General features: G+C 53.2%; 14 protein-coding genes. 1 reads left to right on the top strand and 13 read right to left on the bottom strand.

The window, feature by feature from the left end; genetic code table 11:
- Positions 1–166: 166 nt before the first annotated feature.
- The 3 genes from ACT3RR_RS01035 to ACT3RR_RS01025 form a co-directional block, all read right to left on the bottom strand.
- Positions 167–2,239 carry a prolyl oligopeptidase family serine peptidase gene (locus tag ACT3RR_RS01035; protein ID WP_496199573.1) on the bottom strand — a complete coding sequence of 691 codons (2,073 nt, stop codon included), beginning with the start codon at positions 2,237–2,239 and terminating at the stop codon, positions 167–169.
- Positions 2,240–2,300: 61 nt separating this feature from the next.
- Entirely contained in the window at positions 2,301–3,329 is a 1,029-nt protein-coding gene (locus tag ACT3RR_RS01030; protein WP_496199572.1) for a Ppx/GppA phosphatase family protein, read from the bottom strand.
- A gap of 259 nt (positions 3,330–3,588) precedes the next feature.
- On the bottom strand, positions 3,589–3,768 hold the full coding sequence (locus ACT3RR_RS01025) for a hypothetical protein (RefSeq protein ID WP_185688334.1): 180 nt from the start codon (positions 3,766–3,768) through the stop codon (positions 3,589–3,591).
- A gap of 430 nt (positions 3,769–4,198) precedes the next feature.
- On the opposite strand from ACT3RR_RS01025, the gene ACT3RR_RS01020 reads away from it, so the two are divergent.
- Complete coding sequence (locus ACT3RR_RS01020; protein WP_353501310.1) at positions 4,199–4,885, top strand: GntR family transcriptional regulator; 687 nt, start codon at positions 4,199–4,201, stop codon at positions 4,883–4,885.
- An 8-nt stretch (positions 4,886–4,893) separates the two neighbouring features.
- Here ACT3RR_RS01020 and ACT3RR_RS01015 read toward each other — a convergent pair whose 3' ends face one another.
- The 10 genes from ACT3RR_RS01015 to ACT3RR_RS00970 form a co-directional block, all read right to left on the bottom strand.
- Positions 4,894–5,808 (bottom strand): C40 family peptidase, encoded by a 915-nt coding sequence (locus tag ACT3RR_RS01015; protein ID WP_485901938.1) that lies wholly within the window; start codon positions 5,806–5,808, stop codon positions 4,894–4,896.
- Between the two features lie 5 nt (positions 5,809–5,813).
- Positions 5,814–6,824 carry a putative lateral flagellar export/assembly protein LafU gene (lafU, locus tag ACT3RR_RS01010; protein WP_496199571.1) on the bottom strand — a complete coding sequence of 337 codons (1,011 nt, stop codon included), beginning with the start codon at positions 6,822–6,824 and terminating at the stop codon, positions 5,814–5,816.
- Positions 6,824–7,690: a flagellar motor stator protein MotA gene (motA, locus tag ACT3RR_RS01005; protein ID WP_353501308.1), complete on the bottom strand. Its 867-nt coding sequence runs from the start codon at positions 7,688–7,690 to the stop codon at positions 6,824–6,826. Before motA ends, lafU begins: the two co-directional genes overlap by 1 nt.
- Before the next feature lie 39 nt (positions 7,691–7,729).
- Entirely contained in the window at positions 7,730–8,470 is a 741-nt protein-coding gene (locus ACT3RR_RS01000) for a FliA/WhiG family RNA polymerase sigma factor (RefSeq protein ID WP_353501307.1), read from the bottom strand.
- A gap of 25 nt (positions 8,471–8,495) precedes the next feature.
- Positions 8,496–8,969: a flagellar basal body-associated FliL family protein gene (locus ACT3RR_RS00995; RefSeq protein ID WP_353501306.1), complete on the bottom strand. Its 474-nt coding sequence runs from the start codon at positions 8,967–8,969 to the stop codon at positions 8,496–8,498.
- Positions 8,970–8,979: 10 nt separating this feature from the next.
- Positions 8,980–10,236, bottom strand: a complete 1,257-nt coding sequence (locus ACT3RR_RS00990) for a flagellar hook-length control protein FliK (RefSeq protein WP_496199570.1) — start codon at positions 10,234–10,236, stop codon at positions 8,980–8,982.
- Positions 10,233–10,544 (bottom strand): hypothetical protein, encoded by a 312-nt coding sequence (locus ACT3RR_RS00985; protein WP_353501304.1) that lies wholly within the window; start codon positions 10,542–10,544, stop codon positions 10,233–10,235. The genes ACT3RR_RS00990 and ACT3RR_RS00985 overlap by 4 nt, the downstream gene beginning before the upstream one ends.
- Positions 10,545–10,547: 3 nt before the next feature.
- Positions 10,548–10,940 carry a flagellar export chaperone FliS gene (gene fliS, locus ACT3RR_RS00980; RefSeq protein ID WP_353501303.1) on the bottom strand — a complete coding sequence of 131 codons (393 nt, stop codon included), beginning with the start codon at positions 10,938–10,940 and terminating at the stop codon, positions 10,548–10,550.
- Positions 10,941–10,966: 26 nt separating this feature from the next.
- On the bottom strand, positions 10,967–12,304 hold the full coding sequence (gene fliD, locus ACT3RR_RS00975) for a flagellar filament capping protein FliD (RefSeq protein ID WP_496199569.1): 1,338 nt from the start codon (positions 12,302–12,304) through the stop codon (positions 10,967–10,969).
- Between the two features lie 238 nt (positions 12,305–12,542).
- Positions 12,543–13,436 carry a flagellin N-terminal helical domain-containing protein gene (locus tag ACT3RR_RS00970; protein ID WP_353501301.1) on the bottom strand — a complete coding sequence of 298 codons (894 nt, stop codon included), beginning with the start codon at positions 13,434–13,436 and terminating at the stop codon, positions 12,543–12,545.
- Positions 13,437–13,829: the final 393 nt, after the last annotated feature.

Below are 13,829 nucleotides of genomic sequence, written 5' to 3'. Positions count from 1 at the left end.
TAATGCCCAAATCATAAACAAACACTAATTAGCAGGGAAACTTTTTTTGTTGCTAACAGGTTGATAAAACATGTCGAAATGTAAATTGCGGGGGAGAAAAGAGGGAATGCAGAGATACCCCGCCCGGCAAGGATAGCCGGGCGGGTTGCTCGTCATAACACGCGGGTTAGTGCGCGTCGCGGCCGATATAGTGCAGTAAGAACTCACTGACCATAGCGCCCTTGAAGGCGGACTGGGCTTTGTCTGCCGCCGCGCTGTGGCCGCCTTCGGTGTTTTCAAAGAACCAGACGTCAGGAATGCCTAACTGCTGCATTTTGGCGGCCATTTTACGCGCGTGGCCGGGGCCAACGCGGTCGTCGCTGGTGGCGGTGGTTATCAGGATTGGCGGGTACTTTTTGCCGGCATCCAGATTGTGGTAAGGCGAGAATTGCCGAATAAACGCCCACTCTTCCGGGATTGCAGGGTCGCCGTACTCGGCAATCCACGATGCCCCGGCGGAGATCTGCGTGTAGCGCTGCATATCGAGCAGGGCCACTTCACAAACAATCGCGCCAAAGAGTTCAGGGTAAAGTGTCAGCATATTGCCCACCAGCAGGCCGCCGTTGCTGCCGCCCTCCGCCGCCAGATGCTTGGCCGACGTGATGTTGCTGGCGATTAGCGCCTTGGCCACTGAGGAAAAATCTTCATAGGCGCGCAGGCGATTCTCTTTGAGCGCGGCCTGATGCCAGCGCGGGCCGTATTCGCCGCCGCCGCGAATATTCGCTAACACATACACGCCGCCGCGATTGAGCCACGACAGGCCGCTGGTGCCGAGATAATAAGGCGTGAGCGAGATTTCAAAACCGCCGTAGCCATACAGCAGCGTCGGATTTTTACCGTCGTACACCACCTCTTTGCTCGACACCACGAAGTACGGCACGCGGGTGCCATCGTCAGACTGGGCGAAGTGCTGGCTCACCTGATACCCTGAGGCGTCGAAGTGCGCCGGGTCCTGCTTGAGAACCTCCGGCGGCGACTGGCTATCGTCCAGACTGCCGATGTACAACGTGGTCGGCTGCAAGAAGCCGCTGACCGTCATGAAGTAGTCGTTCGTCTCTTCGTCGATGCCATAAATCTGGATTTCGCTCAGATCAGGCGCGTCGCCAATGCTTTCGCGCAGCCACTCCCCTTCGCGCGGGGTCAACACTTCCAGCTGGTTCACCACGTCTTGGGTCACGCTGATAATAAAGTGGTCGCGGGTGGAGGAGTAGCCGCTGAGCGCCGTGGTTTCCCCCGGCACAAACAGTCTGGTCATCTGGCGCTTTCCGGCCATAAAGTCTGCGAAATCAATCGCCAACAGCGAGCCAGACGGATAGATTTCGCCCCCAACCTGCCACTCACTCGACGGCTCGACAATCATCCACTCGCGCCACAGGCTGAATTTGGCGTCGGCGGGTAAATCGACGGCCACCAGCCCCTGCTCGGCATCAATCAAAAAGGCTTCACGACGATAGAAGTCGATCACCCGAATGATAAAGTCCTGCTCAAAGCCCGTGCTATCGGCGTGATACCCCAACGCCATCATGTCACTTTTCTGTGCGCTAAACTGGGTGACGGCGGCACTGAGCGGCGTGCCGCGCTGCCAGATTTTCACCGTGCGCGGGTAGCCCGAGGTGGTCATCGAGTCTTCGCCAAAATCGGTGGCGACAAACAGGTGGTCGTGATCAATCCACGAGATAAGGCTTTTCGCCACCGGCAGATTAAAGCCGTCCTCGACAAAACTGAGGGTTTGCAGATCAAACTCGCGCACTGCCGAAGCATCGCCGCCGTCTGGGGAAAGCACTAACAGCGCCCGGCGATAGTCGGGTTTGAGGTGCAACATGCCGTGGTACACCCAGTCCTGCCCTTCGGCTGCGCCCAGCGCGTCGATGTCCAGCACGGTTTCCCACGCAGGCTCGGCCTTGCGGTACTCCTCAAGGGTGGTGCGGCGCAGCAGACCGCGCGGGTTTTTCTCATCCTGCCAGAAGTTGTACCAGTGCTCGCCACGCTTAGTGATCCCGGGGATCTGCGCCGGGGAGTTCAGGCCTGTCAGCACCTGCTGGCGAATGCGCTCGAAATCTTCGCCAGTGGCGAACTGCGCGGTGGTTTTCGGGTTTTGCTGCTCTGCCCACTCCAGCGCAGGCTGGTCGCGAATGCCCTCCAGCCAGATAAAATCATCCTGATCTTGAACTGCGACTAACTCTTTTTTTCCTACTGTCATAATCTTTGCTCCTGCAAAATTGAAAGTTAAGCGTTCAGCCTGCTGCCTTAGGTTTAATGGCTTACTGCAACAAAATACCCTGAATTAGACTGGCTTTCACCACGGTAACCTGAGGGATATTCAGCGCCTGCATGTAACCTTCTACCAGCAACAGGTTGCTGACGTCGGTCGCGCGGTAGTCACCTTTTAACTCAGAATCCCCTTTCCAGACGTTATTTTTCGACGCCTGCTCGAGGTCAGCAAGGCCATAGCTGTTGTTGTGCAAATGCACCTGACTCTTGATAGAGAAGCCGTGCACGCCGCCAATGCCAATCACCCGTTTGGTTTGGGCATCCTTTTTCATCTGCGCGCTGACATGGGTGCGAGCATAGAAATTGACATAACGCAGCACGGTATTGCGCAGCGAGCCAATCGGGTTTGGCGTGCTATCAGCCGCTAAATCTTTGTTCTGCAGCACATTAGTGATGAAGTCTTTCAGCGTGACCGAGGCCAGCTTGCCCTGATAAACCTCCACTGAGGGTTTGCCCGCCTGCTCGTGGTAGGAGGTCATCTGCATCGATCCCCCGCCAATATCCCACACCAGCAGATCCTCATCTTTGACATTTGGCTCATTCAGCGCGGCCTTGGCAGACTGGAATCCCAGCTCGGCTTCCCGCTGCTGAGTGATAATCTTCAAATTCACATGTGCCTGCTGGTTGAAGCGATCAATCACCTGCTCGCCGTTAGACGCCGTGCGGAATACCGCCGTCGCTACGCCGGTCACGCGGGTTGGCCTAAAGCTTTCGGCCTTCTTCACCATCTCAGACAGCGCGGCGACGCCCTGCTGCTGGATCTCCTCGCTCAGCTGGTTATTGGTCGATTTCGCCAAATCGGCGTTAAAACCCACCGGGCGCTGATCTTCATACAGCACCTTGCCCAGCCGATGCTGGCATACATCCACCTGTGTCACCTGAATCTTGGTGCTGCCGGACCCCATATCTATCCCGGCGCGATTCTCAATACAGCTCTTGACCGCCGCCGCCACCGGCAAGGTGGTGAAAACGCCACAGGCCAGCGTCAGCCCTATTACTCCGTGCAAAATTTTATTCATTCTTCCCTACCCTGAAATCAATTAATCGATGAGGAACGACCCATCATAAATAGAAGGAATCTCAAGCCGCAGTGCAGCATTCTTACTATAAAGAGATTCGCCACGGAGGATAAATAGTTTTAATTTATAATGAGATAAAGGTCGGAAGAGAATATATCGCCATGGCGGGAGGAGTAGAGATAAGGCAAAGGTGGCTGTTTTACACAGCCCGCCAGCATCACAGATGCAGCAGGCCGTGGTCGCGCTCAGCTAATTAAAATCAGCTTTTACTCACTGAGACAATTTCTTTGATCTGGCTGTAATTAGTATTGCCATGATCGGTTTTGATCGTCGGGTAAATCCTTTCCCCTTTTTTAACAAAGCCTGTTACCTCGTGGGTAGAGCCGTTCTTAACAGTAATAATATCGCCTACACTGATCGAACTTTCGACTTCGCTCATATTAATCCTTAATACTTACAATCGCTTAACTTCAAAGTACCCATTTCTTACCTTTAGAGAGTAGGCTTTAATGGCGCACATAACCAGCGGCTTTGGTTTTGGCCCTGCCCGCGACAGGCATACGGGCTCCGCGCCGGACGCTAGGATAAATCCTGAATCACCAAACTTAAGTGAAATTTACCAGTTTCATCTTGAAGCGCTAATACCGAACGTTATTATGAGTCTGCAAGCACTTATTCCCCTATAAGACGTTGCATCTCATTGGACTATCCCCTCGTAAAGCATTACGACATCCCGCCCACCTTGAGCGGGATTTTTTTATCTGTTGTTTTTGCCCCTTGGTTCACGCCCTTCTAATGCATTCGCAAAATCCTGTGAAAAGTCATGGTACTATTCGGCCTATTCCAGCCGCTACAACATCAATGTGCCCATGACTGAAACTTACGAATTTCTCAATAATGTGCCGGTTAACCAGCAGATCTACCGCACCCTGCGTCAGGATATTGTCACTTGCGCGATCCCCCCCGGCGCCCTGTTATCGGAGAAAGAGATTTCGTCGCGGTTCAACGTGTCGCGCCAGCCGGTGCGCGAAGCCTTTATTAAGCTGGCGGAAGCAGGCTTGGTGCAGGTCTTGCCACAGCGCGGCACCTTTGTGATGAAGATTTCAGCCAAGCGCGTCGCCGATGGCCGCTTTATTCGCGAAGCCGTGGAAACCGCCGTGGTGCGCCGCGCGGCGAGTGTCGCCACTGACAATGACCTGTTGATACTGGAGCACAATTTGCAGCGCCAGCGGCTGGCGGCGAAGAGCCAACAAACGCAGGAGTTCTTGCTGTTAGATGATGAGTTTCATCGCTCAATCGCGCAGATCATTGATTGCCGCCTGGCATGGGAAACGGTGGAGCATATCAAGGCGACCATGGACCGCGTGCGCTTCCTGACGCTGAGCAAAGTCTCGCCGCCGGAGAGCCTGATTGAGCAGCACGACAACATTCTTAGCGCGCTGAAAGCCCGCAATCCTGACGCTGCCGAGCGCGCGATGCGTATTCACCTGCAAGAGATGATTTCCACCATCACGCCGATTGCCGAGCAGAACCACGATTGGTTTGATGCGGAGTAAACGGCGGTTTAGATAATGGTTTCCGGTGTCAGCACCCGTTTGGCACCGAGATAGTGATCCTGCCAGAAAGGCTCATTCAGAGTGCTAATGCGAATATCCTCGCCGGTTCTCGGCGATTCAATAAATTTGCCGTCGCCGAGATAAACGCCCACATGGTCGGCGTTTTGCTGGGTATGGATGTGGAAGAAGATCAGATCTCCGCGCCTTAACTGGCTCTGAGTAATGGTCTTGCCTCTGGCTCGGCGATACATGCCGTTGGCGGTGCGCGGCATCCCTTCCGTCAGCAGGCCATGGTAGGCGAAGTAGACCAATCCGCTGCAATCAAAGCCAATTCTCGGCGAGGTTCCGCCCCAGACATAGGGTTTCCCCAACTGTTTCATCAGGGTCGACATGGCTTTTTGCGTGGTCTGTTGCAGATGGTCGCGATAAGCCAGCGCAATGCTGTCGCTGCCTAGCGCCTCGGGAGCTACGCTTTCCCGTTTCTGATGGCTAAACCAGTCGGGATGTTGGGCGATAAGTTGGCGATTAGCCTGCCGCTGCGCCGCCGAGCTGTGCAGGTTTGAGGTGCTGGCCGTTTTCAGCGGCTTATCGCCGTAGCTGGTCGCTACCACCTTGACCGGATGGTGCATCAGCAGCTCACGATTTTTGGCCCGCTGCTGGGCGGCGAAGCTTAGCTTCACCGTCGGCGCAGGGGTTTTCTTGTTACTGGTTATCTTGGGTTTACTGCTGACTTTGTGCACCTTCTTCTTCACCACCTGACTACGCTGGGTCGGCGCGGCGATGGCGCGCAGCGGCGTCATCGCCAGCAGCAGACAGCCGCTCATCACAAAAGCAGCCAGCAGGCGACGTGCCGTTGAGGCCCCCGGCTCATGCAGCGTCGGCAAGAGCACCGAAGGTTCACATATCAGGTTGAAGATGTTCATCACATTTACTCTGCGGACGCCGAAGTCGATGTCGACAGCCCCTCCCGCTTCTCTATTTTTTGCGTCAGCGGCTCGACCACTTTATCGCCGCGATCGCCAAAGAATTCGTACAGCGAATCTGACGCGGTTTTGGTTAGCACCATAATTTCTATCCGGCGATTACGAGCGCTTTCTGGATTTTTCGGGTCCAGCAGCATCTGATCGGACATAGCGTTAACCTGTAGCACTTTGCCTTTGGCAAGGCCGGCTTGCTCTAGCACGCGACGTGCCACCAGTGCGCGGTCACCGGACAGATTCCAGTTGTTGTACATCGCCTGGTTTTTGTACATCACCGCGTCCGTGTGGCCGCTGATAATGATTTTGTTATCAATGTTGTTGAAGGTCGGCGCCAATTCGGTCAGCAAGGTGCGGAAGAACGGCGTCAGGCTGGCGCTGCCGCGCTGGAACATATCGCGATCATGGCCGTCCTGAATCAGTACTCGCAAGCCCTGCGGGATCACTTCAATCTCCAAATTGGCTTCCATATGGTTTTTCTTGGCGATGGTGTTGATATTGGCCGCCAGTTCACTCAGCTCGCGGGCCGATTTTTTGCTGCTTAGCGCGTCCATCTTGTCGGCGGCGTTCACCTCTTGCTGGCGCACATTCACCGGCGGCTTTTCTTCCGGTTTTGGCGGCGTCGGCTTAGGTTTCTCAATGACCGGCGGCGTTTTTTGCGGCTCTTTATAGGTCACCGGCAGCGGCTTGGCGATAACAGAATTGTTCTTGCCAATCGAGCTAAGGGGGGCAAACACATTGCCTTTGAAAATCGACTGGTCATGCAGCGCGGCGACAATCTCTTCGCGCTCTTTTTGGTTAACTGAGCTGACAATCCACAACACCATAAACAGGGCCATCATCGCCAGAGTAAAGTCGGCAAAAGCCACTTTCCACGCGCCGCCGTGATGCCCGCCGTGGTGCTTCTTACCGGAGCGTTTGATGATGGTGGTGTGGACCGTAGGGCGTCCGGACTTTTTCATTATTCTTCCTGCTCCACCATAGCATTCACCCAAGCATCCAGATTGGCGAACGTCGGTTTAGAGGCCAGATGCAGCAACTTACGCCCGGCATCCACTGCCAGCAGGGTGGGTTTGCCTGCTGCATGCGCTACCAGCACGGTACGCACGCACTCCAGCATTGAGAGTTCAGACTTGGCCTGTGAATCCATCGCGCTGGCGAGGGGGTCCATAAAGCAGTAGCTGAAGAAGACGCCGAGGAAGGTCCCCACCAGCGCCGCCGCCACGTGTAGACCGATCATGGCGATAGAGCCGTCAATAGAGGACATGGTGATGATGATACCCAGCACCGCCGCGCAAATACCAAAGCCCGGCATCGCTTCGCCGATACGCTGAAGGGCTTTCGACGGGGCCAGCATCTCTTCTTCAATGGCCGCCAGCTCCTGCTCCAGAATCCCTTCCAGCTCGTGCTCGTTGATTTTACCCATGGCCATTAGGCGGAAGTTATCCGAGATAAAGCCCACCAAGCGAGACTGTTTGAGGATCATCGGGTATTTAAGAAATAGCTCACTCTCAGCTGGGTTTTCAATATGCTGATCCAGCACGCGAAGACCGCCGTTTTGCACCATTTCCAGCAGCTCATACAGTGTAATTAATAACTGACGCTGAAACTCTTCTCCGGTATCGCGTTTACCAAATACGGCTTTTAATTGATGCCAAATATCTTTTAATACATGGACCGGGTTAGCGATAACCATGGCCCCTAAACCGGCTCCGAGAATAATGACGATTTCGGCAGGCTGCCATATTGCAATAATTTCGCCACCTGCGGACATATATCCACCAAAAACACAGAGTAAAACGATGAGTCCACCGATGAGCTTTTGCATTATTTTTTTCCTGCTTTAACCATTAAGAATGAGATGCATTTAAACGCATGAGTCGCCGCAAAAATGCTGTTTTATTTTTTCGGCGATAATTTTATTAATCTGACAAACTCGGCCTTCTGAAATATTCAGCACGACGGAGATCTCTTTAAGACTTAACTCTTTCTGGTAATAGAGCGCCAGAATAGTTTGCTCGCGAGGCTCTAGCTTATTTATCGCCTCGCGTAGCGTTTCCTGAGTGACAAATTCCTCTTCCAGTTTTCTGCTTCTGGAGCCAATGTCTTCCTGTCCGTTGTCCAGTAACTCATCCAGACTCGCTAGCGTTCGCGCGCTCTCCAATTGCAGATATTCATGATATTCCTCTGCGCTTAGATGCAGCGCGCTCGAGATATCACTGAAGGTTGGTTCACGTCCCAGACTCTTCTCCAGCGCCTTAATATCATCATGGGTTTGATGCACCTGCTGGCGCAGACGGCGCGGCCGCCAGTCCATTTCACGCAGGGCATCAAGAATCGATCCGCGAATGCGAAACACCGCATAGCCGCCGAAGCCGTGGTCTGGCTGACCGTAGCGGCGCAGCGCGTCCAGTAGCCCCATCAGCGCGATTTGCTCCATATCCTGCTTGTCGAGTACCGCACTACACTGAGGGCTGAGCTGCCTAACGACGCGCTTCACCAGCGGCAAATAATTTTGCAGGTAGAGGCTCTCCTGCTGCGGCGTTAATAGCGGCACATCCTGAAATCCGGATAGGGGTGACTCAGCCGTTGAATAGTCAGCTTGCATAATAGGGCCCTAATAAATGGCTGTTTTATTGGAATATCACACGCTTCAGCAGCAAGGTTTTATAAGGCACGTTCATTTTTCGGCTTTTAAACTCCTGCTTAAAGGCGTTATCCAACTCAATGCGTAAATCACTTATTTTTTTCTGACGCAAATGCTCATAATCCTCATTGGAGAGACTATTCACCGTAATGCTCTGTAATAAAGGCAGCATGGAGTTCAAACGCTCTTGCGCTTTAATATCTTTTGCCTCAAGAACAATTTCAGTCAGCATGTAGTGCTCATTAGGCCCTTGCAGGGTAATAACCACTTCAGGAAGCGAAACAAATATTGGCTCAGGCGCTTTCGGATCTTCGACAATTACGTCATCCGCACCATGTTTCACCGTCGCGGCTTTTTCATCAGCCTTTTTAAAATAGAAATGCGTACCAATATTGACACCGGCCACGGTGACCACTAATAAAATCAAACACAGTAGGCCACCGAGTATTTTCTTAACCATAATCCTCATCTCACACTTTGGTTATAAGGGTACTGTCAACCGGCCCTTCGCTATCCTTCGAAGTGATCTCTTGTGCCTGGCTGACGCCATTTTCCTGCTCTCGGGCAGTATTTCGCTGATGCTGTTGCTGCTGGGACGAATCGCCGGTCGACACCTGCACCTGAACTTGCACAAAATTCTGTGCCGTCAGTTGGTGGCGGAGTGACTCACTGAGCTGTTGTAGTGCTCGATAGACATCGGCCTGACCGGCATTGATATTGACCAGCAACTTGCCCGCTTCGAACTGAATCGAAATATCAATTTTCCCCTGCGAAGGCGGATCAAGACGGATGGTGGCGGTCTGATGTAGGCCGTCCATCTGCACCTGAATGCGATCTTTCAGCAGAGAGAACAGCTGCTGGTCCCAGTCTTCACGCTGCGGATCCAGCGTGGCGGTGAGAGTCGGCAAAGTGGTGTTCGCCGCGCGATCGTCGACCTGTGCCCCACTCATCAACTGGGTAACCGGCAGCGACGGGCCGTCGTTGACGGGGGTGGCATTCAGCACTTTGCCGCGCGTTATCGCCTCTAATACCGGCCGATCGCTCTGACGCAACTCTGGCTGGCGTACACCTTTCGGCGCACTGCCCTGCAGGCCGTTGATATTGAGCGCGCTCGCCAGCGTGGCTTGTACCTGCTGAAGAGGCGTGGCGGTATCCGGCAGTGCGGTGGCGGTTGGCGACTGCTGCTGCATTAACGTCTGCATCATCGCCACCAGCGCGTTTTTATCCGCGCCGGAAAGCGGGTTCTGCGTCGGCTGGTTGCCGCCCTGCACTTGCATCATCTGCTGCAATAATTTTTGCGAATCGGCTCCGCCCGCCTGCTGGGCCTGCTTCATCAAGCCGGGTAATAAGCTAGCGGGCAGCGCAACGGCCCCACTCTGCCTATCAGCCAGCTGCCCGCTAAACAGCGTGCCGCTGGGCAATGGCAGATTCTGGGGAGATGCCAGGAGCTGCGCCAGCCACTGCTGGGCCTGCTGGGTATCATCACCCGCTACAACCGTGCTGCTGTCGGCGTCTTGTTGACTCGGTTTAGCCTGAGTCGCAAAACGCTCGGCCAATGCTTTCAGCGCCGGTTTGTTTTGCATCAGATTGCTGAAATCAAACCCCTGCCCGTCAGATTTCGCCGTCGGCTGGGTATTTTGTTTGATGTTGGCAATGGCTTTTTCACCTTTCCCCTGCATGGTGGGGTTGGACATCAATTTACCGATCAATGCAGTGGCAGCTTTCATTTCGCCCCCGTAACCAGAGCCAGCTGACCGTAGGCATTCATGCCTTCGCTGTTTTCTCGATGGCGAGTCATTTTGACCTGAAGCGCGGCGCTATCCTGCTGGCACTGCGCCATCATCTGTTGATAATGGCGATGGACTCTGGCCTCCAGCGCGCGGAACTCGTCGTCCGCCGCGCCGCTGTCGTTGCAATGCTGTAAGAGCAGCGTCATTTCAACATTCAGCGCGCGCAGTTTTAACCAACGATGTTCGCGCACCGCGCGTGTCATCAGGGCAGCAAGCTGTTGGATTTTTAGCTTTTCTTCTTTCATGGCTTATCCTAATTTCTGTGCCAGACCTTCCCAGCCTTCTCGCAAATTGCCGAGAATATGCAGCACTTCATCGATTTTGCTCACCGACATGGCTTCGCTGGCTTCGTACAGGCGATAAACGCAGTAGTCATACAGACGGGCCAGATTGAGCACCACGTCGCCGCCGGTATCGAACTCCAGCGCGCTGGTTAATGCATTGAGAATATCGATGCATTTATTGATGCTTTTGGCTTTGCGTTCATAACGTTTGGCTTCGATGTGGCTTTTAGCTCGCACCAGCTCATCCATTAATCCGGCATACAGCACCAGCACTAGTTGATGGGGGGAAGCGCTGGCCGTTTTTGAAGCCAAATCAAGTTCCTGATACTGCGAATAACCTTCCAATGAGGGGTTCATACTTGGGTTCTCTTTAATGTGGTGCACTACGCTTGAAACGCGGCCATGGTGTTTTCCATTTCTGTCATCGTAACCATCAGATTGGTGTACTCGGTCAGGTAACGGTTATAAGCACTGTCATAGCGCTGCTGTAAGGAGTCGGCGCTGGTATCGAGCCTCTCTTGCGAGTCATCAATGGCGTCCTGGCGCATTTTGATCACGCCGTTATCGTCGTCGAGGAAGGTATCGAGGGAAGCATCGAGCTTGCCGACCAGACTGTCGTCGCCGACAAAAATGCTGTTCAATCCTTCAGGATTGGTTTTCATCATGTCGTCGAACTCGGTGCCATCAATTTCCAAATGGCCGTCGGTATCGGCTGAAACGCCGTAGTCCATCAGCGATACGCCGTCGTAGTCCTGACGGATGTAATTGCGCATCTGGCTTTCCAGTGAAGTGATGCCAGCATCCCCCGCCATCGCGCCGCGCGTGGCGTTATCGTCCCCGCCGCCGGAGGCGGTTAGGGAGTCAAGTGAGTCAACCAGGGCGTTATAAGCATCGACGAAGGTTTGCACCTGAGCCTGTGAGGCGCTCTCATCGGTGCTGATACTGACTTTCACCGGCGCGCTGTTTGGCGCATTGACCTCGTTGAAAGTGATCGACACCCCTTCAATCAGGTCGTCAAAAGTATTGCTGCTGTTGGTCATCTTCAGGCCCGAAGTCGAGTCACCGCCGAGATACACCACCGCATCACTCGCCGGGGAGAGCTGCTGCGGGGCCAAAAGCGATTTTGAGAAGGTGCTGTCCGGCACGCCGGTCATTTCGACATGCAGGGTGTTAGCCGCACCGGTGTCGTCGCTGGTCAGCAACAAGGAAGTCTGCCCATTAGATTTCACCAGCGAGGCGGTGACGCCGGGATTGTCCGGGCTGTCATTAATGGCGTCGGCAAATTCATTCACGGAGTTCAACCCATCCCCGTCTTCATCAATAGTGGAGAGGTCGATGGAGATAACGTCCTCGGAATCACCGAGAGAAATCGACACCACCCCCTTGGTTGGGACGTCATTTTCAGCGATGCCCTGATAGGCAAACTGCTGGGCGCTGGCCAGTGATTCGACATAAAACGAGTAGCTGCCCGGCTGCGCGGTAGAGTCGGCGCTAACCGTCGCCGCGGCGTCATTGCTTACCGTGGCCGCGTTAACCAAGGCACCGGACTCGGTATCGTTCAAGACATCAATCGCGGTCTGAAAGTCAGTCAGCGCGGTCTGTAATGTGGTTAGCGCCGTAGATTCGCTGTTAAGGGTACTTTGCTGGCGATTCAGCTGGTCGACCTGAGTCTGTACGTCGAGCGTGGCGAACTGAGTCGCCAACTGTTGCGGGTTAATCATGACTTTGGGCTCCTTCGCCATTGAGTTGCTATCGCCTGCGGATATAGCTTGTAATAGCAATCGGCGTGCCAATTATTAATTAACTGATTTATAAGGAATTTTAAAATTCACACGGAAAAGTCACTTCCGCTTTGGCGGAAATTTTCCGGTCCTTTTGGCGGGCAGAAAGGAAATACTCGGCGAAAAAAAACACCGCCCGAGGGCAGTGTTCTTTTTTGCTCGAGGGTTTTAGCATCACTTATTGCAGCAGTGACATCACCATGCTGGACATGGAGTTGGACTGTTTCAACATGGTCATACTGGTCTGTTCTAGCACTTGGTCTCGCGTCATGTTGGAGGCTTCTGCCGCGTAGTCGGTATCCATAATGTTACCGATAGCCACGTCAGTGTTGTCCTTCATGTTTTGCAGGTTAGCGGAAGTGTGGCCCATACGGTTGATAGACGCACCCAGCGCTGACTGCACGGAACCGACGGCTGACAGCGCGCTGTCGAGCTGGTCAATCATGGCGTTAGCGCTGCTGGCGTTGGTCAACTCATTACCCTGTACACCAGAAGCATTAGCTGCTTTAGATGGGTTAGTGTAAGCCGCGCTGACGGATTTCAACTGGGTATCGAGTTTACCCATTTGGCTGCTCAGGTTAACGGTCATGGTATCTGAGCTTTGTGCGCCAATCTGGAAGGTTACGCCGCCAGATTTACCCAGAGTACCGGAAACACCCAGCAGGCTTTGGCCGCCGTAAGTGGTGTTGTTCATCATGCTGTTCATTTCTTGACCTAACTGGTCATATTCAGCCTGCATCGCATCCAGGTCATCCTGTGAGTTCGTGCCGTTAGCTGCTTGCGTTGCCAGGTCTTTCATGCGGTAAAGCACGTTGGTCATTTCGTCGAAGCTGCCTTCGGCAGTCTGCAACATGGAAGTCGCGTCAGAGACGTTACGCATCGCAACATCCATACCGTTTGACTGAGATTGCAGACGGGTAGCGATTTGCAAACCGGCCGCATCGTCAGACGCGGAGTTAATGCGCTTACCGGTACCCAGACGTTCCATTGAAGTAGCCAGGCTATTGTTACTTTTCTGCAGTGCGTTATTAGCGGCCATTGAAGCAGCATTGGTATAAATTGATAAGCCCATTTTAAATCTCCTTAGCGTATTAAATTAAAAGCGTCCTAATGAACGTTACACTGAGATAAAACGGTACAGCGGAGACAAAAATGAAGTCGCAAACTAAAAATAGATCGAAAAAAATTTTCCCAGCAAAAAGCAGCCTCAAGCCTTTGAATATTATTGGCTTTTTATAAAGATCATCCTATTAACATATGATTTATCTGCAACCATCTGAAAGATTGGCATTTTTTACCTATTCAAAAACTGTCCTTTCTAGGATTAAGTGCCAAAATCACTAAAATCGGCGAGGAGTACGGCAGCTCTACAGGGATAATTGAGATAAATCATATTCACGATAGATTTCTGCGAGAGTCGGCAAAAACGCCCCACAATACTCATCTTCCTATAATAGAATTAATT

The organism is Ewingella sp. AOP8-B2-18 (assembly GCF_052376015.1).
GTDB lineage: Bacteria > Pseudomonadota > Gammaproteobacteria > Enterobacterales > Enterobacteriaceae > Ewingella > Ewingella allii.
Note: the sequence above shows the minus strand (reverse complement) of the source record. Positions and strands in the feature narration are given on the sequence as shown.